Source organism: Proteus sp. G2300 (assembly GCF_009915965.1).
Lineage (GTDB): Bacteria > Pseudomonadota > Gammaproteobacteria > Enterobacterales > Enterobacteriaceae > Proteus > Proteus vulgaris.
This window is the reverse complement of the sequence record NZ_JAABNK010000025.1, coordinates 310,579-335,184: the sequence shown is the minus strand read 5'-3', so window position 1 is coordinate 335,184 and position 24,606 is coordinate 310,579. Positions and strand designations below refer to the sequence as shown.

Sequence of the window (24,606 nt, the reverse complement as noted above, 5' to 3'; positions counted from 1 at the left end):
AAAGCAAAGGATTATATTTTTTTCAAATCCTTGAAATTTCACTTTGTGCCCTCATATATATAACTAATAAGCAAGGCTATATGGAGGTGATACTATGATGACCGCCAGCAAATTTGGGATAGGACAGCAAGTTAGACATAAATTACTCGGCTACTTAGGGGTTATTGTCGATGTGGATGCTGAATATTCCTTTGATCAACCTAATGAGGATGATATTGCATCTAATGTGACCTTGCGAGCAGCACCTTGGTATCATGTTGTGATGGAAGATGATGAAGGACAACCCGTTCATACTTATCTCGCGGAAGCGCAGATAACTTATGAAGTTTCAGATGAACATTTAGATAATGACTCATTAGATGAGCTATCACAATCAATTCGTAGCCAATTACAGGCTCCACGATTAAGGAATTAATCGAATAATTTAAATAAGTTGTGACCTGAATAAACACGATATCGCCGAATTTATTTTCGGCGATTTTATTTTGGTTAATTACCAAGGAAGACCATGCGCTTCAATTTCTTTTTTAGGACAACGATCCATAACTACTCGTAATCCAGCTTTTTCTGCTAGCTCTTTGGCTTTTTCATTAATCACATCAATTTGTAACCATAACACTTTGGCATTAATCTCAATCGCTTCTTTTGCAATGTCTAATGCAGCAGAAGATTGACGAAAAACATCAACCATATCAATAGCAACCGGAATATCTTTTAATGAGGTATAGCATTGTTGCCCTAACAATGTCTGTCCAGACATACCAGGATTTACAGGAATAACGTCATAACCTTGTTCCAATAAGAATTTCATGACTTTATAGCTTGGGCGATCTTCTTTGCTACTCGCACCAACAAGCGCAATTGTTTTGACACTTCTTAAAATGTCATAAATGTCTGAGTCCACCATTTATATACTCCGTTCATCATGAAGATTGAAAATATTATGATACATCATAGTATCTTGATCCGTTCATAGCTTGTAAGATAAAAAAAAGGTATTTTGACAACTGGAACAATAACTATATTTATTTTAAAGGTATCAAATGGAACAAATTGACCGCACGCTCTTAAAAGAAAAAAATATCGCGCTTGTTGCCCATGATCACTGTAAAAGCTCATTACTTGAATGGGTTCAAAATAATCGCGAACAACTGTCTCTACACAAATTATTTGCGACAGGAACCACAGGAAATTTAATTAATCACCATACAGGCCTTCATGTTACTCAAATGCTAAGTGGCCCAATGGGCGGTGATCAACAAATAGGTGCAATGATCGCTGAAAAGAAAATCGATATTATGATTTTCTTTTGGGATCCATTGAACGCCGTTCCACACGATCCGGATGTTAAAGCTCTTCTACGCTTAGCCACCGTATGGAACATTCCGGTTGCCACCAATCGTGCAACTGCAAATTTTTTAATTTCATCACCTTTGTTCTCACAAGAAGCTACAATTAAAATTCCTGATTACGACGGTTATTTAAAAGAAAGATTAAAATAATCCTAAGGTTTCCGCTGTATAGGAACACCTTGAGATTTTAACTCTGAGACAAAACAAGATGGTTGTTGTTTATTAAATAATAGCCATACTTGTTTTTTTGCTCTAGTTAAAGCGACATACATTAAACGCCTTTCTTCAGCATTAGGATAATCTTCAACTTTTGGTAATAACGCTAATTCAATAATTGACTCTCTGGCTGGCGCAGGAAAAGCATCTTTGCCATCTTGTAAACCTAAAATGATAACGTAATCAGCTTGCTGCCCCTTTGAAGCATGAAAAGTCATAAATTCTAAATTTAATTTAGGCCAACGCGTTTTAGCTTTTTTTAATAATTCAGGTTTTAAATAGTGATAACGAGCAAGTAAGAGGATTGTTTCATCTTCTTCAACGTAACCACTCATTTTATTTAATAGATTTTCAAGCTGATCGTCCGATAACAGAGCAACGGCTTTTTTATTACCTTTAACTAAACTAGTTAGAGGCTTAGATAATTGCATCGGATTTTGCTGAATAAAACTATTGGCAACATCACCAATTGTGTCATTAAAACGATAAGTCGTATCTAATGCACATACTGCACCTTCTCCAAAAGAATGATGAAAAGAAGTCGTTAATAATAATTCTGCACCACTAAAACGGTAAATAGCTTGCCAATCATCCCCCACAGCAAATAAAGATGTTTGTTTATTTTGCTGTTTTAATGCTGTTAATAATGATGCTCGAAGTGGCGAAATATCTTGAAATTCATCAACAAGAATATGTTTCCATGGGCTAATAAAACGCCCTTTTTCAATAAGATTGATAGCTTGATGCAATAAACCCGAAAAATCTATCGCATCTTCTTCTTTTAATGCCACTTTCCAAGCTTTTAATAAAGGAGATAGCAATTTTAAATATTTTTTAAATGCTTCTGTATATTCAGGTTGTACACTTTCAATTAGTGATTTTTGACTACCTCCTTGCATTCTTAATAAACCAATCCAACGCTCTAATCTTACGGCAACTTGGTTCTCTACTTTTTTATCATGCCAAAATTCACCTTCTGGAATATCCCAGCCAAGTTCTTGAGATAGGCATTCACGCCATCCCTTTGCTTGTGCTTTTTTCTGTTGACATTGATTTCGCCATTCGTCTAATAGTAATGTTCTTCTTTTTTCACTATTTATTTCAAGCTCACTAATTTTAGGTTGCTTTTTTGTTGCTTGCTGAATAATTGATAATGCTAATGCATGAAATGTTTTTGCCGTAATATCGGCATGTAAACGTGCTGAAATACGTTCATTCATTTCTTGTGCTGCTTTACGTCCAAATGCCAATACCAAAATTTGCTCTGGTTGCGCTAAATTTCGGCGTAATAACCATCCTACTCTTGCCACTAATACAGATGTTTTACCGCTTCCCGCTCCCGCTAAAACTAAAATATTTTCTTCACCATTAATAACAGCGCGACATTGTGATCCATTGAGAGGAGATGATTCAATGGTATTAAAAAATTCCGCATGCTCATTTAGCATTTGTGTTATCCACGCGGAATTTTCTTTATTAATAAGTGATTCACCTTGTTTTAGCCACTCTAAACATTGCTGATAGAGTGCTTGGCAATTATCAAATTGGGTAAGACGTTCAAGTGGAAGTGGAATAGCTGAGAAGCTTTCTTTGATAGATTGTTGAATTTCACTAAGGTTAGATTGCTTTATCCATTTATTTGATTGCGTCATTTCAGCAATATTATGGAGTTCCTTCTCAAGAACTTGAGCACTTATTTCACTCATTTCTTGACTCCAATTTTGCCATGTATGATATAGATATCGATAAAATTGCTGAGTTTCCTCCCAGTCTGTTCCATGTAATCGAACCACTTTATCTTCAGGCAATAAAAATTCTAATTCACCCCAGACAATCCCTTTTTTACAGTAAATATTAATCAATTCGTTAAAAGGAATTAAATACTGATGTTTCTCACCACTGACCTCAATACCCGCATTTAACAATTTGACTCTATTATAAGGATGCTGTGCTAAACGTTGTCCCATCGGAGTGGATTTCAGTTCCATACGTAATTCCTGCAATAAATAACAAATAGTCTGTTGTTAAGCTCTTTTTAATCGGTGATAAACCCTATATTCTAAGAGGTAATTATCTTCATCTTGTTTATTTAAGGGCTTTTTTGTGTTCACTTTGCTAAATGGCGCCCGCCGATTTATCTATAATAGCCACTTTCTCTATTATATTCGCATAATAATCGCACTTACAGGAACGACTTTGTTTCCTTGGGTTTTAGGTCAAGAGCCTAAATATACCATTCCGCTAACTTTAGGTGTGGTCGCAGCTGCATTAACTGACTTAGATGATAGGCTTGTCGGACGCTTAAAAAATCTCGTCATTACATTATGCTGTTTTCTTCTTGCATCAGCATCAATAGGATTACTTTATCCCTATCCTATTTTGTTCTTTTTCGGTTTAGCCATTTCAACTTGGGGATTTATTTTATTAGGTGCGTTAGGGCAACGCTACGCGACCATTGCTTTTGGTGCATTACTCATCGCCATTTACACTATGCTCGGTATGCCTATTTTCCCTGTTTGGTATGAACAACCTATTTTACTGTTATTAGGTGCTATTTGGTATAACTCGTTAACCTTGGTTGGTCACTTATTGTTCCCTATTCGTCCAGTGCAAGACAATTTAACCCGGTGTTACCAGCAACTTGCAACTTATCTCGAAGCGAAAGCAACTTTATTTGATCCTGATGTTGAAGATGACTATCAACATTCGCTTTATAGTTTAGCTATGGCCAATAGCCAGCTTATTGACACTATGAATCAAACTAAAGTCACATTATTAAGCCGATTAAAAGGTGATAGAGGCCAACGTAGTAGCCGTTTTACACTGCATTACTATTTTGTCGCTCAAGATATTCATGAAAGAGCCAGTTCATCTCATGTCCAGTATCAATTATTGAGTAATGAGTTACGTCACAGTGATGTACTTTTTCGTTTTCAACGTTTACTTTCTATGCAGGCACGAGCTTGTGAGCAAGTTGCACAATCAATTCTTTGGCATAAAAAGTATCAGCATAATCCTGCACTTGAGCGTTCTATTAATTATTTAGAAAATGCTCTCAACCATTTAAAAAAGACAATCTCAGAACCACAATTAATGACACCTTTGAATAATTTATTACAAAATCTTCAAGGGATTGATGCACTTTTACGAAGTATTAGCACAGAACAGTATCAAATATCTCATGATCAAAAAGAAGAAACGCAACTTTCTGATGATGGTTTAACCGGATGGCGAGATATCGCATTAAGAATAAAAGAGCATCTTACGCCTAAATCAGCACTTTTTAGACATGCAGTAAGAATGTCACTGGTGCTATGTATTGGTTATGCCATTATTCAATTTTTCCAATTAGACAGGGGATATTGGATATTATTAACCAGCTTATTTGTTTGCCAACCCAACTACAATGCCACACGTAGGCGCTTAACATTACGCGTAAGTGGCACCATTATTGGTATTTTAATTGGTTTCCCTATTTTGTATTTTGTTCCCTCAATTGAAGGACAACTCGTCTTAATCGTTATCACTGGTACGCTCTTTTTTGCATTTCGAACAATACAATATGCGCATGCCACGCTATTTATTACCTTATTAGTTTTATTAAGCTTCAATTTGCTCGGTGAAGGTTATGATGTTGCTCTTCCTCGTATTATTGATACCTTAATAGGCTGTGCTATAGCATGGTTTGCTGTGAGCTTTATTTGGCCTGATTGGAAATTTCGTCAACTTCCAGTTGTTATTCAAAAAACAATGACAAATAACTGCTACTATCTTGATGCTATTCTTATTCAGTATTACCAAGGAAAAGATAATAGTTTAGGTTATCGAATTGCTCGCCGTAATGCTCATAGCAGTGATGGTGAACTTGCATCACTTATCTCAAATATGTCCTCGGAGCCAAAAAGTTATCAAGCATCCCAAGAGGTCGCTTTCCAGTTACTCTGCTTGAATCATACCTTACTTAGTTATATTTCAGCACTGGGTGTTCATCGTTCTAAAATCGAAGATGAAACCGTACTTACGTTGCTTAACGATACAGTTTGTTATATCGACTCTGCTTTACGCCGTAAAACACCACACGACGAAGCATTTAAACAATCTCATTTAAAATTAATTGAACAGATCAATTCACTACCGAATGCTGATGATGGACAAATTCAATTAGTTCTAACTCAAATTAGATTATTGTTAGATTTACTACCACAAATCATTAACTGTATTCAAATGATTGAACAAGGCGAAGTAAATAACACACCTCAACTACAACATTAATATGTAATTAACGTTATTTTCTCTAATTTCCATATGATATTAGAGAAAATAACTATTATTGATTTTATCTTATTGAAAAGATAACTCGTCATACCAATCCAATAATTCTGTTTTAAGCTGGTTGGGTAACACTGAACGATGACACCCTACTATTGCCCCAGCTAATGAAAGTAAAAGTTCACTATTTTTTAAATTATGATTGCGCATTAACTTTAAGTAACACGCTTTAGCTCCAATAAGCCGTAACTCCTCGACCTGATTAACACCAATTTGGCTTAGCCTTTTCTCTAAAATAACGCCTAAATTAGGTAAATCTTTTATTCGACATGGTTTTTTTCGTTGGCCTAAATACTCTTGAATACTGTAGTGATATGACAAATCAATATATTGATCTAATTTTTTCTGATTTTCCCATAAAGCATCCGTAATTTGATAATAACGTAATGTTATTGGTTTTCCTTTTTTTAGATAAATATAGGCTTCCATTTTCGTTGCTTTATAAAGCGTTTCCAAAAAATCACTTCCTTTTAGATAAAGCTCATTATCAGACGTAATAGCAAACATAACATTATCGATCATTAAGCTAACACCACCAAATTGCGACTTTATTGTTAACTCTCCATATTTCGCAATACGCGATAGCAAATGAGCCTTCCGTTGCTCAGGTAAAAATGACATTAAAACTCCGATACAAACTTTAGATTAAAAATTTATCCTTGAATTCAAAAACATGCATAAAACATCACGAAAAAGACAATAAAGAATTTCCTTTTTATTGCCAACAGTTAGCGACTCAAAAATAGGAATTTACATAAAATTTGAGAGGAACTTTCAAAAAATTGAGCTTGATTTAAGCGAAATTTAGAGATACTGTATATTCATACAGTACATATAGGCAGAGGTAAACATGAAAATCTCAACATCATCTCCGACAAGACAAAATACCATTCTCCAAGAGATCTCTAATGAGGTATTACCTCTATCTATCCCTTCAGCAAGGGGTACTTCTGATAGTGATAATAAACAAGGCATGGTAAGTGAACTTCTCTACCAAAATCCTCTCGTCATTAATCATATTCTCTTGCCATTATTGAAACAGTATAGCCATGAATCACGTTGGTTATTGTGGCTAAACCCACAACAAAAACTTAATCGCTCTTGGCTGAAAAATGCAGGATTACCACTTAATAAAATAATCCAATTAAATTATATAAATATGATAAACACAGTTGATTTTATGGAAAAAGCATTAATGAGTGGTAATTACAGTGTCGTTCTCGGTTGGTTACCAGAAATATCGCCAGAAGAGATGAAAAGATTAGAATCTGCTGCCAGTAAAGGTAAAAGCTTAGGCCTTATTATGAGGCAGCAAATGAATACAAATATCCATTTAGAAAGTACTAATACATCTAAACGACATTTGAATTCCGTAAAAATTCATTCAATTCACTACCATTAGTGAAATTTAAGAGTTTTCCTAATACTAAGGACCCCCTTGTATCATTTAAGATAAGTGAAAAGTATTTATAACCTAAATCATATAGTTACAATGAATTTAACAAAAATACAGAATCTTCCCCATTGTGGAATTAAGCAGATCTTTTTAAAATTTTAAGTCGAATTTTAAAGGATTACTTGTAACTTTTTAAGTTCATTGTAGACTTTATGTCGTTAAGGTTATGCTTTAAATCCCGTTTTTTGGGATCATCACTTGATGAAAGTATTGGATTCCTAACAATAATTTAACCAAGGGCAAATAATAAGGCTTAAAGCCAAATGCCTAACTTGGATGATAACGAGGCGTAAAAATGAAAAAGACAGCTATCGCATTAGCAGTGGCAGTGGCAGCTTTCGCAACTGCAGCGCAAGCAGCTCCAAAAGACAATACCTGGTATACCGGTGGTAAATTAGGTTGGTCTCAATACCAAGGTACTAGCAACCATTTTGATGGTACTTCTATCGGTAATGGTAACACTCACCGTGATCAATTAGGTGCAGGTGCATTTGCTGGTTATCAGTACAACCAATACTTAGGTTTTGAACTGGGTTATGATTGGTTAGGTCGTATGACTTATAAAGGTTCATATGACAATGGTGCATTCCGTGCACAAGGTATCCAATTAACCACTAAATTAAGTTATCCAGTAATGGAAGACTTAGACGTTTATACTCGTTTAGGTGGTATGGTATGGCGTGCAGATTCTTCTGCAACTAAAAACGCGACTTCATTATCTCCAAAACAAGAACGTTTCTCTAATAACGATACTGGCGTTTCTCCAGTATTTGCATTAGGTACTGAGTACGCGATCACTCCAAACATCGCTACCCGTGTTGAATATCAGTGGATCAACAACATCGGTGATAAAGGTACTCTGAATGCGCGTCCAGATAACGGCATGCTGAGTGTTGGTGTTGCTTACCGTTTCAACCAAGAAACGCCAGCACCAGTTGTAGCTCCAGCACCAGTTGTAGCTCCAGCGCCAGTTGTAGAGAACAAAACCTTTACTCTGCGTTCAGATGTTCTGTTCAACTTCAACAAATCTACGCTGAAAACTGAAGGTCAAGAAGCTCTGAATGGTCTGTACAATGAACTGGCTAACATCGACCCAACTCAAGGTCGTGTAGTTGTTATTGGTTATACTGACCGTATCGGTTCTCAAAACTACAACCTGCCTCTGTCAGAAAAACGTGCTCAATCTGTAGTTGATTACCTGGTATCTAAAGGTATCCCTGCAAACAGCATCTCTGCAGAAGGTCGTGGTAAAGAAAACCCAGTTACTGGCAACACATGTGACAACGTTAAAGCTCGTTCAGCTCTGATCGATTGCTTAGCGCCAGACCGTCGTGTTGAAATCGAAATCCAAGGTACAACTGAAGTTGTTGTTCAACCTGGTCAATAATTCAGATAGTAGAATAATCTACTGTTGATGAATTCAAAACCCTGCCATTGGCAGGGTTTTTCTTTATAGGAAGAAAAAATACCCAAAACGAAATGGGTATGAAATATCACAAGATGAAGATGGGCCGTTAATGTATATAAAACAATAAATATTGATTATTTATTTTTATCTCTTTCTAATAGCTCAATTAAGCCATCTTTTAAACTATGTACTTTTAATGCGTATTGCTCTTTTCTTTCCGCATCTTCAATTAATTGCACTATCGTTTCTGATAATGTGATCCCTCGACGTTGTGATAAAGCGGATAAACGTTGCCAAACTTTAAACGTCAAATCTATCGATTTTTTACGTGTATGTTGGTGCTCTGCATTAAAATACCGCTTTCTACGAGCACGAATAGTTTGTTTCATCTTATTGGATAAATCAGGATTCATATGCAAATCTATCCATTCTAAAACTTTTAATGGTTGTGATTCGATAAGCAATAATTGTTCAATAACCTCATCAGCCGCGCTTTTTTCAATATAACGGGTAATTAACTCACCTTCACGGTGTTTTTTGACGAGATATGCCCATTTCCAGCCACATTCTAGATTTTCTAATTGTTGATATTTCATACAAATCCCCGTGACAACGTAACTATCCACTAGCATATCAACAATTTTACAAAAATACTGCCACTGAACCGAAATTTTTTGCCTATTTTATAAGCGAAGATATTTTGGATAATCTTTTTTATCAATTAATAACAAGCTTGATAAGGGATAGTTTTCTGAGCACGTTATGATAGAATCGAGCGTCGCTATAATAAAACCTAATAACTTATTTATTAGCTTATTGTTATAAGGTAATAGCGATACATATTCCCTGCCTATGCAGTTGATGACAGTTAAAGAACCGTCTTATTGCAGGATAGATACCCACTTATAGTGGTATCTAATAAATCACTTTTCACTAACCAATAATAAAAACGGTAACCTTGAAAAACAACGAATTAGAATGGCAGGCGTTACGTCCTGATTACGCCTCCTACCAGACTTTCTTTCAAACAGCGTCTCAATTACCTGCATCTCTACTTCGTGAGGTTCAACCTCGCCTGTACGAAAGCCTACAATGGCTAAATAATGCAGAACCCGGTCAATTTATGCTCTTAAAAGCTGATGATTCTAGCGCTTACTTTGATATGCTGACAGACACATTAACGCAAGCAGAGATCAAAACCTATCCGGTGATTGGTGCCTATCAAGCAGAATCAAATAAAATCTATTGGCAAGAAAATGTACAAGGTACATTTTCATCATCAGAATCTATTACTTGTTGCCAGTGGATAGAACCCGAACAACTGTTTGGCTCTTTCTATCATCATAAAGATAATGTCACTGTCAGCCCAGGCCTATTACATAAAGTTAATGGTGGAATTCTCGTTCTCTCCATTAAATCTTTATTAGCTCAACCATTGATGTGGTTCCGCTTGAAAAAAATGGTTGAATCGCAACGCTTTGAATGGCTTATCTGGAATGATAACCAGTCATTACCTTTACCCATTGAAAGTATGCCACTCAATCTGCGAGTGATTTTAGTTGGCGATAGACTGAGCCTTGAAGAGCTTGAATTTATGGAGCCTGAACTCAGTAGCACAGCTTTATATGGCGAATATGAATACGATATGTATTTAGAAGACGAAAAAGCACTTTCTCAATGGTGTAGCTTTGTAAATGCATTGTGCCAAAAATATCGCCTTCCTTCTTTATCAGCAGATGCTTGGGAAGTCTTATTAACACAAGCGGCAAGACAACATGAAGATCAATTGATATTGAGCTTAGATTTAGAGTGGATCTTACGTCAACTCCGTTATGCCATACGTTTTAATCATGATGCTTATTTAAATGCAGATGCGCTAAAAAAAGCAGAAGAGAATCGCTTATGGCGACATAGTTATCTATTAGAACGTAGCCGTGATGAAATTTTACAAGATCAGGTAATGATACAAACAGAAGGTGAAGCTGTTGGCCAAATCAATGGGCTTTCTGTCTTAGACTACCCTGGTTATCCTGATTTAATTGGTGAACCAACACGTATAACTTGTGTCGCGCATATTGGTGATGGTGAGTTTACTGATGTTGAGCGTAAAGCGGAGCTTGGTGGCAATCTTCATGCTAAAGGAATGATGATCATGCAAGCTTACTTAAACTCAGAATTACGTTTGGACCAACCACAACCATTTAGCACTTCTATTGTCTTTGAGCAATCTTATGGTGAAGTAGATGGTGATAGTGCCTCTCTCGCTGAACTGTGTGCATTAATTAGCACACTTGCACTACAACCTATCGATCAGCAAATTGCAGTGACGGGTGCTGTTGATCAATTTGGTCAGGTTCAACCTATTGGTGGTGTAAACCAAAAAATCGAAGGGTTCTTTGATATTTGCCAGCAAAGAGGATTAACGGGATCACAAGGTGTGATTATTCCTCTCGCGAATATTCGCCATCTAGTGCTCAATGAAAGTGTTCAACAAGCTGTCAAAGAAGAAAAATTTCATATTTGGCCTGTAACACATGTCGCTGAAGCTATAACATTACTGACTCGTCAGCCATATTATGAAGAACAATGTGAGCCAGAACAATCTGATGCACACTTGTTAGCTGTGATCCATGACCGCATAACACTCGCAAATAATCAAGATAGACCTAAATTGCCTTGGTTCTTACGTCTATTCAGATAATTCTGTTTCAAGTGATCGGAGTTGTTCAGCGTACAAGTGTAAGCTATTCTGTTGTCTTACACTTGATAAAGGCTATATAGACAATGGTTGATAAACGCGAATCTTATTCTAAAGAAGACCTCATTGCTTCAGGCCGTGGTGAATTATTTGGCCAAGATGGCCCACCACTGCCGTCTGGTAATATGCTAATGATGGATCGCATCATTAAAATGACTGAAGATGGCGGCACCCATAATAAAGGCTTTATCGAAGCAGAATTCGATATCAAGCCCGACTTATGGTTCTTTGATTGTCATTTCGTCAATGATCCTGTGATGCCGGGTTGCTTAGGCCTTGATGCCATGTGGCAACTTGTTGGCTTCTATCTTGGCTGGCTTGGTGGTGAAGGAAAAGGCCGAGCTCTTGGTGTAGGTGAAGTTAAATTCACTGGGCAAATATTACCGACTGCCAAAAAAGTTACCTATAAAATTGATTTCAAACGTGTTATCAATCGTAAACTGATTATGGGTATTGCCGACGGTGAAGTGTATGTTGATGGTAAGCTGATTTATGAAGCAAAAGATTTAAAAGTTGGCTTATTTAAAGATACAACTGCATTCTAAAATCAATGCTTTCCATAATTTATTATAAAAATACCGTGTAATATAAAATATACGGTATTTTTTTATCTGTGCTAATAACATATTTATTTTCCTTATAAAAAAAGATTTAAAGAAAATAAACACAACCGAATAAAAAATAATGCCAATATAATGTAAAAAGGCTCGCAGAGTATGCAAGCCTTTTTGTATTCAATTTATAACTACTGTTTGTTATTTATACTCAAATTGTCCTGTGTTCAATGTAAACACAGAAATATATAAATAACCCTTATTTTTTCGTCGGCAAAATTTAGTGATTATATTTAATATCACTATTGTTTATTTCACTACGACGGGTTATTTATTTTACCAGACTCGGGCGATCTTCCATGGCCTGTCGCCAGCCTCCCAGCCAATGTGAACGCGCATCAATCGCGAAATAGGGACAAAGTTCTTTTGAACGGCCTTGCATACCAGCTTGATAACCTTTCGATAATGCTCTAGCTAAACGATCTCGTTTCTGTCTTTTCATATCTAGACAACCCTCACGTTCTAAGTTTAAGCGGAAAGATAGTGATTGTTTTTTCAACAACACCTATAAATTGATACGCTTTATTGAGCATTTAAGCAAGTAAAGAAGTTAATACAAATGTCATATTTGTGATGTCAAGCCAACATTAAATAAAGTAACCATTGTTACTATTTGTTTTTATTTAACGTTTAAATTAAAAATTTATCTGTCGCATTTAAAGACCATCAAAAAAATAAAAATAACAAATTGATATTCAACATATTTATTTAAAATCTTTAGAATGTACAATTATTTTTATTTTATGTAATCAATAAATTAAATAAGATAAAATAATATTTATTTTTAAATTTATGTCAATATATAGCTTGATTTATCAATATGATTTTTTGCTCTATTTTTATTTCTTTCTAGTAAACTCGTTTTAATTACCTTTTTTTTATTAAGGGATTAGCCATAATCGAAGATAAAAAAGGCGATTAATGCCTCTTACATACTTCGATTAATTCAAACTCTTCAAATACCAATTCCATATCTTCTGAAAAACTGCCTTCTCGGCTAAAAAATGCTTTATGCCCTTCTTGCCAATATGCCAAACTTAAATCGCCTTCACCTTCCTTTTTAGCCAGATCTTCAGTGACTTCATTAAAGCGCATTAACCATAAAGAGCGTGTTCGAATAACACATACAGGCTGGTTATGACTATTGAGAATAATGCTAAAACCACCAATGACAGGAATAACACTATCACTAAAAAAACCACTTAATGAGCTACAGGTTACTGTCTTCTTACCTTCTATCACTAATGTAGCAAGTTCATCAGCTAATTGTTCACTGTCACCAAATGACCAACTGATTGCCGTTGGATATTTCTTTTTAAGTTTTTCTAACATATTATTTCCTTTGTTTTTCTTTTAAATAAACAAAACCCAATACTCAACTTAGCCATTATCTAAGAGAATATTGGGTTTAATAAATGTGAGACTAAGTCAGTTAGTATTGAGCTTGAATTGTTGTCGCAATATCAGAAACAACCTGCTCCCAGCCTTGTCCTAATGTACGGACTAAAGCGGGATAACCATCTTCTGTTTGTGTTAGCACTAGAGAAAATGGCTGACTAATCACTTTGCTATTTTCAGTATAAATCCAATCACCAGAAATGATCACTTGCCCATCATAACGACCTTGAAAGTAATTAACCGTAACTGTTAATTTTGCCAAATTATCTTCAATCGGTTGGTTGGCAACAACCGTTCCTGGTAATGCTTTTGTTAAACCCGAAATGAGGTTCTGCTGTAATTGCTGATCAAGCGGATTTATCCATAAATGCTGATTTGCTACGGTATAGTTAATATCTGTTGTTTGATAAACAATACCAGCATTAACCAGCATATTGGACAAACGGATCGGCTGAACCCAAATTTGAGGCTTTTTCGCTGACTGTATGGTCGTGACTTGTTCTGATACCCCTGTTTGGTAAATATCAGGTAGCTGATAATAGGTTTTCTCAGTTTGGCTTGAACATGCCGTTAACATCAAAACAAATATCCCAATGATGTATCTCATTATTTTTCAGCCCTCTTTGGTTCTGGATCTTTACCTTCCTTCGCTTCAAAAATTAATGCATTACTTTTATTGTTCAGTGTTTTCAATAAAGGTTGCATTTCTCTTAAAACCTGATCAAGCTGTTGCATATTATCGATCATTTTTCCGTATGCAGGAGAGCCTGGCTGGAATCCTTGCATGCTACGATTGATCTCTTTTAATGATTGTTGAATATCATTAGGAAGATTTCTAAATTCATCACTACCAATCATGGCATTCAATGCTTTTAGTGTTTCTTTTGCTTCCATTACCGCTTTTTGGCTTTCAGATAAGGTTGCTGTCATCTCTTTAAGCATCGGTTCAACAGGAAGATTGTTGATCTTATCAAGCGATGTCATCACTTTTTGCTGAATTTGCGCTAACCCCGACCCTACAGTAGGAATTTGTTGAAAGCCTGCAACCTCACGAGGTCCTTCCCATTTCTTTTCATCTGGATAAAAATCAAGGTCGATATATAGAGCGCCCGTTAAAAGATTGCCTGATTTTAATGAGGCTCTTAGCCCATTATTAGAGGCGGTAGAGAGCTCTTTGACGAAATCAAAACTTTCACCAACATCATTGGCAAAACGTTCTGGTTCGACATGGATCAGCACTGGAATACGAAAATCTTTATCTAGTGATTGTTGCATACCTTTTGTGTAATAAGGCACTTGAACAACCGTCCCCATTCGAATTCCTCGGAACTCTACAGGTGCTCCAGCTTGTAACCCTCTTACAGAATCAGAGAAAAACATGATATAACTGCGATAATCCGTATATAACGAGTTTTGAATGCTCTTTTCATTATCATAGAGTTTAAATTCTGTTTTAGGTGCAATTTGTTCACCAGGCAACCAGCCCGCAGGAACATCAAAACTTACACCACCACTAAAGAGTGTAGAAAGTGACGCCATTTCAACACGTACACCAGATGAAGACATATCAAAAGCAATCCCCGAATCTTTCCAGAAGCGAACATTGGATGTCACCATTTTGTCATAAGGTGCTTTAATGAAAAGTTGATAATGCATGTCTCGGCTATCAATGTTGAATTCACTGGTTTCAACAGAGCCAACTTGGTAACCTCTGAATAAAACAGGATCACCCGCATTTAACTGTCCAGCTCTTTCACTCACCAAATTTATACGAATACCTTTTGCATCAGGTGAGGCCAGAGGTGGGGCATCAAGAAGATCAAATTCTTCTTTCTCTTTACCGGTTAAACCTGGTTGCAATTCAATATAGGCACCAGAAAGCAAAGTACCTAAACCCGTTACCCCTTCTTTACCTATTTGCGGTCTTACAACCCAAAAAGCGGTATCTGACCGTAATAGTTCATTCATGCCTGTATCAAGGCGCGCATTGATAATAACGCGACTAAAATTACTGTCGAGAGTGACACTTTCGACTAAACCAATATCGACACTACGGCTTTTAATTTTCGTTTTACCGGCTTCAATGCCCTCAGCATTATAAGTAATTAAGGTAACTTCTGGACCTTGATGGCTGAAATGATAATAAAGTATCCATGCACCGATCAATAAAGTGACAAGTGGTATGATCCAAACTGGAGACCAGCTTTTTAGTTTGTTAATTTTTGCTTCTGTTAAAGCAGTTTCATTCTTTTCAGTCACCCTTAGGCTCCTTAATCTTCGATTTATCATCATCGGCTGTACATTTGTCCCACGTCAACCGAGGATCAAACATCATTGCAGAGAACATAGTTAATACAACAACCACTGCAAATAGCACTACACCAAAATCTGGGTAAATGCTCATCAGACGTCCCATTCTGACTAATGAAGCTAAAACAGCGATAACAAAGACGTCAATCATTGACCAACGCCCTACATATTCAACAACTTCATAGAGAAAATGCATTTTAGCAGGATCTCTTTTACCTTTTGATTTATGTGCATCCCAACACAGCCAAGCTATAGCGACCATTTTTAAACTTGGCACCATAATACTGGCGATAAATATCACCATCGCAACAGGATAAGAGCCATCTTCCCATAACAATATCACCCCAGCCATAATTGTAGAGTAGATATTATTACCTAGTGATTCGGTCACCATAATAGGTAATAAATTAGCCGGGATATAAAGAATAAGTGACGTAATCAATAATGATACTGTCCATTGCAAACTTTTTGGTCTTCGGGCATGCCCTTTAACTTCACAACGACTACATTCATATTGTGTAACCGGTAAAATCGCAGTACATGAGCGACATAATCTCACACCTTGTTTTAATCCTGATTTACCTGATTCAATATTTGGGTAATCAGGGCGAGGTTCTAATTTCTCCCATAGTGTATGTCTATCAAGACACTGAAAAGCACGGATTTGAAATAAACAATACAAAACGTAAGGTAAAAAACTTAACCCTAAACCAATCTCACCATAAGCCATTAATTTGACAAAACTGACTAAAATACCCGCGAGAAAAATCTCCGCCATACACCATGATTTAAGTTGGAATAAAATGCGAGATAACCAGATTTGCAGTTTTCTAGGTAGTTTGATTGGTGTACACAGCAATAAGATTGCTACCATACAAAAAGCAGGCACAATTTGGACAAATAGTAAGAAAAAAGCCCCCAGCTCGATATAGTTTTCACTAAACATCACACTTGGGATCTGCATCAATGTCACATTATTAGCAATACCAGCAACTTCCATGCTAACAAACGTAAACTGACTTGCCATCAGTAACATAAATAATGCACTAATTGCCAATGCAACAGGTTGATAAAAAGGCTGTCGCCAACGTGCAATTAGCATTGTGTGGCAACGTGGGCATGTTGCTTTGGTTCCTTGCACTAATTCGGGAACACTGACCACCAGATCGCACTGAGGACATAATATTTGCTTATGTTTATGTTCATGACGATGTTGTTGACCAGAGCACACAGCGACACCTCTTATTTTTTTAATGATCAATAAAAGAATATTTAATCCAGAAAATAAAACGGGGCAATATGCCCCGTCTTAGACTGGCTATTTATTCACCGTTCTGCATCATTTCTAGCTCTTGCCATCTATCAAAAGCGGCTTCAAGCTCTTGCTCTTTATCAGCAAGTGTTTTTAGGACTTTTTCCGTCTCCTCATGGGGACGAGTAAAAAAGTCTGGAGCACTCACTTCTTCTTGTAACGCACTTAACTGTGTTTCTAAACTTTCTAGCTTAGCGGGCAGTTGTTCAAGTTCGCGCATTAAATGATAACTTAACTTATTGCCACTACGGGTGCTCTTTTTAGCACTATCTTTAGTTTTGGCTTCTTTTTCAGCTTTTTCTGGTGCATTACGTGATTTATTTTGTTCATTTCTCAAGGAAACTGTTTGTGCTTTTTGTTGCTGAGCATCGTAATAGCCACCAACATAACTGTTAATAACGCCATCACCTTCAAAGATCCAACATTCTGTGACACTATTATCAACGAACTCACGGTCATGGCTGACCAGTAAAACCGTACCTTGATAAGCATCAACAAGCTCTTCTAATAACTCTAATGTTTCAACATCAAGATCATTGGTTGGTTCATCGAGAATAAGAAGATTGCTTGGTTTTAAGAATAAACGAGCCAGTAATAAACGGTTTCTTTCGCCACCAGAAAGTGCCCGAACAGGTGTCATAGCACGCTTAGGTGGGAATAAAAAATCTTGTAAATAACCTAATACATGACGAGGTCGACCATTAACCATGACTTCTTGCTTACCTTCAGCAAGGTTATCCATCACGGTTTTGTCCGGATCAAGTGTGGCACGGTGTTGATCGAAATAAGCTACTTCAAGCTTAGTACCACAATGCACTCGACCACTGTCTGCTTTTAAGTCACCTAACATCAGTTTTAATAACGTCGTTTTACCGCACCCATTTGGTCCCACCAGCGCAATTTTGTCACCACGTTGTACTTTGGCAGAAAAATTATGAACTAACTTACGAGTTCCAATGCTGTAATTAACATCTTCTAGCTCGAATACAATTTTACCAGAGCGAGTTGCTTCTTCGACCTGCATACGCGCACTGCCTAACACTTCACGGCGTTCACTACGCTCAACACGCAGTGCTTTTAAAGCACGTACCCTACCTTCATTACGAGTACGTCGTGCTTTAATTCCTTGACGTATCCAAGCTTCTTCTTGCGCTAATTTACGATCAAATTCTGCATTTTGTTGTTCTTCAACACGTAAAGCTTCTTCTTTACTCTCAAGATATTTATCGTAATTTCCTGGCCATGAAGAGAGTTTGCCTCGATCAAGGTCGATAATACGGGTTGCCATATTTCGAATAAATGAACGGTCATGGGAAATAAACACAATGCTACCTTGGAAATCTTTTAAAAATTTCTCAAGCCAAAGGATCGTTTCAATATCAAGGTGGTTTGTCGGTTCATCTAAAAAAAGAACTCTTGGTGCGCTAACTAATGCACGCCCTAATGCGGCTTTCCTTAACCACCCACCTGACAAAGAAGAAAGATCGGAGTCACCGTCTAAACCTAATTTTTCGAGTACTTCTGCAATACGGCTATCAAGCAACCACAAGTTACGGCTATCAAGTACTTCTTGCAGTTGCGCCATACGATTAAGATTTTTATCAGATGGATCTGTCTCAATCAGTTTTGAAATATGGTGATATTCCGTTAGGTACTTGGCATCTTCTTCAACACCTTCAGCCACAAAATCAAAGATAGTACCTTCAATATCTCTTGGTGGATCTTGCTGTAAGCGTGCTGTGACCAAATCTTGTTCATAAACAACTTGGCCATCGTCTAAAGGTTGCTCTTTAGATAGCACTCTTAATAACGTTGATTTTCCTGCGCCATTGCGCCCCACTAAGCAAACACGTTCATTTTCTTCAATAAATAAATCGGTGCTATCTAATAGAGGGGCATCACTGAAAGATAAATAAGCCCCTGTCAAACTAATTAACGGCATTGTAAATTATTCCTCACCAGCATGAGTTAACAGCCAGCAATTGTGGATTTGGCGGTTACGCGCAAAGTCTTGTGATAATGTTTTCTGTGTTATCTCTTTTGCGGATAATCCTATTTTTGCTAACTCGTCATGTTCCATTTTGAACCCACGTTTGTTATTTGAGAACATGATAGTGCCACCTTTTCTCAACAAACGTTTTAGATGTTTCATCAATTCAATATGATCGCGTTGAACATCAAAGGTATTTTCCATACGTTTTGAGTTAGAAAACGTAGGGGGATCGATAAAAATTACATCAAATTGTTCATTGCTTTGCATTAGCCATTGTAAACAATCAGCCTGCATTAAACGATGTTGTCTACCTGATAGGCCATTTGCTTGGAAGTTTTTCTCAGCCCATTCAAGGTAGGTACGTGACATATCAACGGTTGTCGTACTTTTTGCACCACCAATCCCAGCGTGTACAGATGCAGTACCGGTATAAGCAAAGAGATTTAAGAAATCTTTTCCTTTGCTCATTTCACCCAGCATTTTTCGTGCAATACGGTGATCTAAAAACAGTCCTGTATCGAGGTAATCTGTAAGATTTACCCAGAATTTTGCACCAAATTCATTAACTAAAAAGAAATCACCCTTCTCGGCCATTTTTTCATACTGTAATTTACCTTTTTGGCGTTGACGAGTTTTTAAAATCAGTTGATCAGAACGTAATACTAATACTTCCATCGTAGCGCTAATAACATCAAACAAACGTTGGCGTGCTTTATGTTCATTAACGGTTTTAGGTGGTGCATATTCTTGAATAACCACTTTTTCGCCATAACGGTCTACAGCAACATTATATTCAGGTAAATCAGCATCGTATAAGCGATAGCATTCAATTTGCTGTTGTTTTGCCCATTTCGCGAGTTTTTTCTCATTTTTACGCAAACGGTTTGCAAAATCTTCAGCAAGCCCGGTATTAATCATTGATGGAGTATCAGAAAGTAAATAGTTTTTCTGTACACAATCAAGAGGACCATTTTTTGCTTTGAACTCGCGCTCTGCTCGTAATTGAATACAACTCAATAATTCAGGTGATGCACTAAATAGCGATAATCGCCAGCCTGGGAAGTGTGCCTTTATAGCTCTTCCTAATTGACTATGCAGTGCAATTAGTGCGGGCTCACTTTCTAAACGCTCACCATAAGGTGGGTTACTGATAATTGTTCCTTTTACTTCAGCTGACACAGGATTAGCCAGTTTTGCCGCATCACCATGCGCAAAGGTAATTAAATCAGCAACATCAGCCCGGCGCGCATTGGCTCTAGCCATATCCAACACACGTTTATCAACATCAAAACCATAAAAACGGGCAGTGGTATTCTTTTTGCCTTCACGAAAACGAGTAAAAGCCTCATGAGTGACTTCTTTCCACAATGCTTCATCATGGCCTAGCCAATGACGAAAGCCCCAATGCACACGGTTTAATGCTGGAGCACAATCCGAAGCCATCATAGCAGCTTCAATTAATAATGTTCCTGAACCACACATAGGGTCAATTAATGGTGTATCCGTTTTCCAACCTGAACGCATAATAATCGCAGCCGCTAAATTTTCTTTTAAAGGTGCTTGTCCGGTTAGATCACGATAACCACGTTGATGTAAACCATCACCACTTAAGTCTAAAGAGAGTGATGCTTTTTCTTTATGCAGATGAATAGTTAAGCGAATATCAGGAGATTGCTTAGCCACATCAGGACGTTGCCCTATTTTACGTTGAAATGAGTCAACGATGGCATCTTTCGCTTTTAATGCACCATATTGGCTATTACGAATAATGTCATTCGTGCCATTAAAATGGATAGCAAAAGTCTGATCAACAGTAAAAATCTCACTCCAATCAATTGCCTGCACACCAAGATATAAGTCTAAATCACTATACACATTGAATTCATTTAACGGCAACATAATACGTGACGCTAAACGACTCCAAAGTAAAGACTGATACATGGTTTTATCATCAGCACGAAAATAAACACCGCCTTGTGTTATCTGGCAAGCCTGAGCACCTAAGTGTTCAAGTTCAGATTTTAATAGTTCTTCCAGACCTCGGCCTGTGCTGGCAAACAGAGAGCGCATAGTATTGTTACCACCTAAAATAAAATTGTTGGGCATTATAGCTAATTGTATTACGTTGTCATAAAGTTACTGGCTATAAAAAATAATAATGTCTTTTGGGAGCACCGATGATCAACGTTTCACGCCTTTATATACACCCAGTTAAATCAATGAAGGGAATTCGGCTTTCTCATGCATTTGCTCGTGAGAGCGGATTCACGTTTGATCGTGATTTTATGATAACCACCCCTGAAGGGACGTTTATCACGGCACGAAAATTTCCCGTTTTGCTGTGTTTTATCCCTACTGTCATGGCAAATGGTATTTATATTCAAGCCCCTGATGGTGAGGGTATTGCTATCACCTATCAAGATTTTGAGACCACATTGCAACCGACAGAAGTTTGGGGCAACCATTTTACCGCGTATGTGGCGCCAGATGAAATAAATCAGTGGTTCAGTCATTATTTAAAAATGGATGTTCAACTTCGTTGGACTGGCGAAAAATCGACACGCCGAGTGAAAAAAAATCCAGAAACCGCTGTTTCTTTCGCTGATGGTTATCCTTACTTATTACTTAATGAAGCCTCATTTCAATACTTACAACAGCGTTGCCCCGCTTCAATTAATATTGAGCAATTTCGAGGTAATATCCTCATAACAGGTGCAAAGCCTTTTGAAGAAGATACTTGGCAAACTATTCGTGTTGGCTCTGTTGTGATGGATCTGATAAAACCTTGTAGCCGTTGTATCATGACCACAATTAGTATTGATGAAGGCGTTAAACATCCTAACACAGAACCACTTGCAACACTGCAAACATTCCGTAGTGATGAAACTGGTGATGTCGACTTTGGTCAAAATATCATCATTCGTCAAACGGGTATTATTCGGGTGGGAGATACTGTTGAGGTATTAGCTTATAAAGAAGCGAAACAGTATCTTGTAACGACTCCTGTTGAAACACAATCAACGCCTATTATTGAAAATACACAAGAACAGTCTGTCAGTATTGAATTTAACGGTGAGATTTTCGAAGGTAATAACCAAGAAGTTCTATTAGAACAGCTTGAAAATAATGGTTATGCTATTCCTTATAGTTGCCGAGCGGGCCTTTGTGGCTCTTGTGTTATCCAACTAGATGAAGGTGATGTTAATGCATTAAAAGCCGGTGCAATTAAACGTTCAGGTAAAATTTTAGCCTGTAGCTGTGTTCCTAACGGTAATGTAAAACTTTCACTTAATAAAAAATAACACTTATCTTTATCACAAATTAAGAGAAGGTAATTTTTACTTACCTTCTTTTTTTATTTTAAATAAAACAGTTTATTTAATAAGAATTATCTCATTAAGAACTTAATGATGAATTATCAATAAGCTTATTTTATTTTTAGAAAAAGATCACAAAAAGAGAGTAATGAAGATTTGATTTTGGGGAGTATTGTTTAGAGTGAATTTTTTTTTAGAATGCTATAAATAATGTGTAACGATAAAAAGAGTAAGTCCTTTTTACTCTTTTTGTTAAATAACTTTTTCGTACAAAAATGATCCTGACTCCGACTCTTTATGGTAATAACTTAACCTGTCATTCATAATTTTTATTGGGTCACAAAAATTAAGTGTTCTATCGAATAACGTTAATTGCGGTTGCGCTAATAAGCATAAACAAGCTTGAGTACCCACTTCTGCCACTAAAAAAAGTGCTGTTTCATTACCTTCTTTTAATGAAGCCTCTACCACTTGCGATAAATAAGGGTTGATTTGATTATTGTTAACTTCAAAATACCAACTCTTAGGCATCAGTGGTTTTAAAAAGCGATGGGCTATTAATGCATTTAAAGCTAATTCAGCTCTTGATTCTGACGGCATATCAATTTGGCGGATCTGCTCATCGTATCCATAATAAAGAGCTGCATCATCGACGGTAAAAGATGCTGATTGGCAAGCACTCTCACTTAGCATTTTGCTTGGAAAGCGAGAACGAAAAACCATGCCATTGGCTAAATCAAGCATTAATCTTTGTTGCTCAACATCAAAATACCAACGCCAGCGATCATCGGGTTTTATTATCACTAATTAATCCCCCTTCGATTCATAACCTGTTTTATACTCTGACAAATAATCAAAATTAAATGACATAAATAAAATATTTAATATCACCTAACAAAAACAGGATTCATTTTACTATTAATTAAGCACAATCAGTGCAATTTAATAAAAAATAACCAACTAGGGGCAATATAAACGAGTTAAGGACAGAAGAAAAGCCCTTAACTCATTATAAAATGTATTTAGATATGATTAATTATAGATTTGATAAGTGCAGGACCTTGATAAATGAATCCTGAATAGATTTGAATGAGAGAAGCACCCGCATCCATTTTCTCTCTTGCTGCCGTTAATGAATCAATTCCACCTACACCAATAATAGGCAATGCGCCTTTTAATTCTTCATTTAATTGACGAATTATTTGTGTGCTTTTTGATTGTACCGGGCGGCCACTTAATCCCCCTGCTTCATTACAATGATCTAAACCACTGACTAATGATTTATCTAATGTGGTATTTGTCGCAATAACACCATCAATATGATGACGCACTAAGCTATCTGCAACTTGGATTAATTCTTCATGTGTTAAATCAGGTGCAATTTTGACAGCAACAGGAACATATTTTTGATATTTTCCTTGCAACTCTAATTGTTTATTTTTAATTGCAGATAACAAATCGTCTAATGCTTCGCCATATTGCAGTGTACGCAAACCTGGAGTATTGGGTGATGAAATATTGATCGCGATATAACCCGCATGTGCATAAACTTTTTCCATACAAATCAGATAATCGTCTTTGCCTTGCTCTACAGGAGTATCTTTATTTTTACCAATATTAATACCTAGCACACCGCCATAACGAGATTGTTTTACATTTTCAATTAAGTTATCGACGCCAAGGTTATTAAAGCCCATTCGGTTAATTAAGCCTTCAGCTTCCACTAAGCGAAATAAACGAGGTTTATCATTTCCTACTTGAGGACGAGGTGTCACCGTACCAACTTCAATAAAACCAAATCCCATTGCACCCAATGCATCTATACAATCACCGTTTTTATCAAGACCGGCGGCAAGACCAAGTGGATTTTTAAATGAGAGTCCCATACAGGAAACGGGTTTTGAAGGAAGTGACTGCTGAATAAGAAATTGAAATGGGGAATGAGATAAACGTTTTAACTGACGGAAGGTAAAATCATGGGCACGTTCAGGATCTAGCCGAAACAATGCCTTCCTTACTAAGGAATAATACATACGATCTCCATTGAGAATATCGGGTATTAGGAATGATATGTCTACGACAAATTAAGCGTCGTGCATCATATAGATAAAAGCACGAAAAGTAAACGTTTCAATTTCACAAT

General features: G+C 36.8%; 21 protein-coding genes. 8 read left to right on the top strand and 13 right to left on the bottom strand.

Translation table 11 applies throughout. The features are described 5' to 3' along the window. The first annotated feature begins 94 nt into the window (after positions 1-94). Positions 95-415 carry a heat shock protein HspQ gene (gene hspQ / locus GWI97_RS17505; RefSeq protein ID WP_179951906.1) on the top strand — a complete coding sequence of 107 codons (321 nt, stop codon included), beginning with the start codon at positions 95-97 and terminating at the stop codon, positions 413-415. 78 nt (positions 416-493) lie between these two features. On the opposite strand, the gene GWI97_RS17500 is transcribed toward hspQ, so the two are convergent. Then, the gene (locus tag GWI97_RS17500) at positions 494-907 is read right to left on the bottom strand and encodes a CoA-binding protein (protein ID WP_036938006.1); all 414 of its coding nucleotides are present in this window, start codon (positions 905-907) and stop codon (positions 494-496) included. Between the two features lie 136 nt (positions 908-1,043). Here GWI97_RS17500 and GWI97_RS17495 point away from each other — a divergent pair, with 136 nt between their 5' ends. Beyond that, positions 1,044-1,502: a methylglyoxal synthase gene (locus GWI97_RS17495; RefSeq protein ID WP_036938008.1), complete on the top strand. Its 459-nt coding sequence runs from the start codon at positions 1,044-1,046 to the stop codon at positions 1,500-1,502. Between the two features lie 2 nt (positions 1,503-1,504). On the opposite strand, the gene helD is transcribed toward GWI97_RS17495, so the two are convergent. Next, positions 1,505-3,556: a DNA helicase IV gene (gene helD, locus GWI97_RS17490; RefSeq protein ID WP_161752159.1), complete on the bottom strand. Its 2,052-nt coding sequence runs from the start codon at positions 3,554-3,556 to the stop codon at positions 1,505-1,507. A gap of 115 nt (positions 3,557-3,671) precedes the next feature. Here helD and yccS point away from each other — a divergent pair, with 115 nt between their 5' ends. Next, entirely contained in the window at positions 3,672-5,840 is a 2,169-nt protein-coding gene (gene yccS / locus GWI97_RS17485; protein ID WP_036938014.1) for a YccS family putative transporter, read from the top strand. Positions 5,841-5,909: 69 nt separating this feature from the next. Here yccS and GWI97_RS17480 read toward each other — a convergent pair whose 3' ends face one another. Continuing rightward, a complete protein-coding gene (locus tag GWI97_RS17480; protein ID WP_036938016.1) occupies positions 5,910-6,518 on the bottom strand; it encodes a TfoX/Sxy family DNA transformation protein in 609 nt (202 codons plus the stop codon). Between the two features lie 229 nt (positions 6,519-6,747). Between GWI97_RS17480 and sulA the strand changes: the two genes are divergently transcribed. Together sulA and ompA are read left to right on the top strand one after the other, a co-directional pair. Then, positions 6,748-7,299 (top strand): SOS-induced cell division inhibitor SulA, encoded by a 552-nt coding sequence (gene sulA, locus GWI97_RS17475; protein ID WP_161752158.1) that lies wholly within the window; start codon positions 6,748-6,750, stop codon positions 7,297-7,299. A gap of 349 nt (positions 7,300-7,648) precedes the next feature. Next, positions 7,649-8,740: a porin OmpA gene (ompA, locus tag GWI97_RS17470; RefSeq protein WP_036938019.1), complete on the top strand. Its 1,092-nt coding sequence runs from the start codon at positions 7,649-7,651 to the stop codon at positions 8,738-8,740. A gap of 155 nt (positions 8,741-8,895) precedes the next feature. Here ompA and matP read toward each other — a convergent pair whose 3' ends face one another. Then, positions 8,896-9,357, bottom strand: a complete 462-nt coding sequence (gene matP, locus GWI97_RS17465) for a macrodomain Ter protein MatP (protein ID WP_036938021.1) — start codon at positions 9,355-9,357, stop codon at positions 8,896-8,898. A gap of 362 nt (positions 9,358-9,719) precedes the next feature. On the opposite strand from matP, the gene GWI97_RS17460 reads away from it, so the two are divergent. Together GWI97_RS17460 and fabA are read left to right on the top strand one after the other, a co-directional pair. Then, positions 9,720-11,462 (top strand): AAA family ATPase, encoded by a 1,743-nt coding sequence (locus GWI97_RS17460; RefSeq protein ID WP_036938024.1) that lies wholly within the window; start codon positions 9,720-9,722, stop codon positions 11,460-11,462. 83 nt (positions 11,463-11,545) lie between these two features. Further along, positions 11,546-12,064 (top strand): bifunctional 3-hydroxydecanoyl-ACP dehydratase/trans-2-decenoyl-ACP isomerase, encoded by a 519-nt coding sequence (gene fabA / locus GWI97_RS17455; RefSeq protein WP_023581351.1) that lies wholly within the window; start codon positions 11,546-11,548, stop codon positions 12,062-12,064. 340 nt (positions 12,065-12,404) lie between these two features. Here the strand turns inward: fabA and rmf are convergent, their stop codons facing one another. From rmf to rlmKL, 7 genes are all read right to left on the bottom strand, one after another. Then, the gene (gene rmf, locus GWI97_RS17450; protein ID WP_023581348.1) at positions 12,405-12,575 is read right to left on the bottom strand and encodes a ribosome modulation factor; all 171 of its coding nucleotides are present in this window, start codon (positions 12,573-12,575) and stop codon (positions 12,405-12,407) included. A gap of 476 nt (positions 12,576-13,051) precedes the next feature. Beyond that, positions 13,052-13,465, bottom strand: coding sequence for an ASCH domain-containing protein (locus GWI97_RS17445; RefSeq protein ID WP_036938028.1), 414 nt, complete (start codon positions 13,463-13,465; stop codon positions 13,052-13,054). A 100-nt stretch (positions 13,466-13,565) separates the two neighbouring features. Continuing rightward, positions 13,566-14,138, bottom strand: coding sequence for a membrane integrity-associated transporter subunit PqiC (gene pqiC / locus GWI97_RS17440; RefSeq protein WP_036938031.1), 573 nt, complete (start codon positions 14,136-14,138; stop codon positions 13,566-13,568). Continuing rightward, positions 14,138-15,790: an intermembrane transport protein PqiB gene (pqiB, locus tag GWI97_RS17435; protein WP_036938037.1), complete on the bottom strand. Its 1,653-nt coding sequence runs from the start codon at positions 15,788-15,790 to the stop codon at positions 14,138-14,140. The genes pqiC and pqiB overlap by 1 nt, the downstream gene beginning before the upstream one ends. Beyond that, the gene (pqiA, locus tag GWI97_RS17430) at positions 15,783-17,072 is read right to left on the bottom strand and encodes a membrane integrity-associated transporter subunit PqiA (RefSeq protein ID WP_036938039.1); all 1,290 of its coding nucleotides are present in this window, start codon (positions 17,070-17,072) and stop codon (positions 15,783-15,785) included. The genes pqiB and pqiA overlap by 8 nt, the downstream gene beginning before the upstream one ends. Positions 17,073-17,163: 91 nt before the next feature. Continuing rightward, positions 17,164-19,095: an ABC transporter ATP-binding protein gene (locus GWI97_RS17425; RefSeq protein ID WP_087803589.1), complete on the bottom strand. Its 1,932-nt coding sequence runs from the start codon at positions 19,093-19,095 to the stop codon at positions 17,164-17,166. A 6-nt stretch (positions 19,096-19,101) separates the two neighbouring features. Further along, entirely contained in the window at positions 19,102-21,216 is a 2,115-nt protein-coding gene (gene rlmKL, locus GWI97_RS17420) for a bifunctional 23S rRNA (guanine(2069)-N(7))-methyltransferase RlmK/23S rRNA (guanine(2445)-N(2))-methyltransferase RlmL (protein WP_087803591.1), read from the bottom strand. A 107-nt stretch (positions 21,217-21,323) separates the two neighbouring features. Here rlmKL and GWI97_RS17415 point away from each other — a divergent pair, with 107 nt between their 5' ends. Further along, the gene (locus GWI97_RS17415; protein WP_036938050.1) at positions 21,324-22,448 is read left to right on the top strand and encodes a YcbX family protein; all 1,125 of its coding nucleotides are present in this window, start codon (positions 21,324-21,326) and stop codon (positions 22,446-22,448) included. 267 nt (positions 22,449-22,715) lie between these two features. Here GWI97_RS17415 and GWI97_RS17410 read toward each other — a convergent pair whose 3' ends face one another. Both GWI97_RS17410 and pyrD read right to left on the bottom strand, forming a co-directional pair. Further along, positions 22,716-23,267, bottom strand: coding sequence for a cell division protein ZapC (locus GWI97_RS17410; protein WP_036938053.1), 552 nt, complete (start codon positions 23,265-23,267; stop codon positions 22,716-22,718). A gap of 218 nt (positions 23,268-23,485) precedes the next feature. Continuing rightward, complete coding sequence (gene pyrD / locus GWI97_RS17405; RefSeq protein WP_036938056.1) at positions 23,486-24,496, bottom strand: quinone-dependent dihydroorotate dehydrogenase; 1,011 nt, start codon at positions 24,494-24,496, stop codon at positions 23,486-23,488. Between the last annotated feature and the right edge of the window lie 110 nt (positions 24,497-24,606).

What these genes read in the sequence shown, in the direction of transcription:
- hspQ (WP_179951906.1), top strand. Translation starts at nt 95, where the DNA reads ATGATGACCGCCAGCAAATTTGGGATAGGACAGCAAGTTAGACATAAA.
- GWI97_RS17500 (WP_036938006.1), bottom strand. Translation starts at nt 907, where the DNA reads ATGGTGGACTCAGACATTTATGACATTTTAAGAAGTGTCAAAACAATT.
- GWI97_RS17495 (WP_036938008.1), top strand. Translation starts at nt 1,044, where the DNA reads ATGGAACAAATTGACCGCACGCTCTTAAAAGAAAAAAATATCGCGCTT.
- helD (WP_161752159.1), bottom strand. Translation starts at nt 3,556, where the DNA reads ATGGAACTGAAATCCACTCCGATGGGACAACGTTTAGCACAGCATCCT.
- GWI97_RS17480 (WP_036938016.1), bottom strand. Translation starts at nt 6,518, where the DNA reads ATGTCATTTTTACCTGAGCAACGGAAGGCTCATTTGCTATCGCGTATT.
- sulA (WP_161752158.1), top strand. Translation starts at nt 6,748, where the DNA reads ATGAAAATCTCAACATCATCTCCGACAAGACAAAATACCATTCTCCAA.
- ompA (WP_036938019.1), top strand. Translation starts at nt 7,649, where the DNA reads ATGAAAAAGACAGCTATCGCATTAGCAGTGGCAGTGGCAGCTTTCGCA.
- matP (WP_036938021.1), bottom strand. Translation starts at nt 9,357, where the DNA reads ATGAAATATCAACAATTAGAAAATCTAGAATGTGGCTGGAAATGGGCA.
- fabA (WP_023581351.1), top strand. Translation starts at nt 11,546, where the DNA reads ATGGTTGATAAACGCGAATCTTATTCTAAAGAAGACCTCATTGCTTCA.
- rmf (WP_023581348.1), bottom strand. Translation starts at nt 12,575, where the DNA reads ATGAAAAGACAGAAACGAGATCGTTTAGCTAGAGCATTATCGAAAGGT.
- GWI97_RS17445 (WP_036938028.1), bottom strand. Translation starts at nt 13,465, where the DNA reads ATGTTAGAAAAACTTAAAAAGAAATATCCAACGGCAATCAGTTGGTCA.
- pqiC (WP_036938031.1), bottom strand. Translation starts at nt 14,138, where the DNA reads ATGAGATACATCATTGGGATATTTGTTTTGATGTTAACGGCATGTTCA.
- GWI97_RS17425 (WP_087803589.1), bottom strand. Translation starts at nt 19,095, where the DNA reads ATGCCGTTAATTAGTTTGACAGGGGCTTATTTATCTTTCAGTGATGCC.
- rlmKL (WP_087803591.1), bottom strand. Translation starts at nt 21,216, where the DNA reads ATGCGCTCTCTGTTTGCCAGCACAGGCCGAGGTCTGGAAGAACTATTA.
- GWI97_RS17415 (WP_036938050.1), top strand. Translation starts at nt 21,324, where the DNA reads ATGATCAACGTTTCACGCCTTTATATACACCCAGTTAAATCAATGAAG.
- pyrD (WP_036938056.1), bottom strand. Translation starts at nt 24,496, where the DNA reads ATGTATTATTCCTTAGTAAGGAAGGCATTGTTTCGGCTAGATCCTGAA.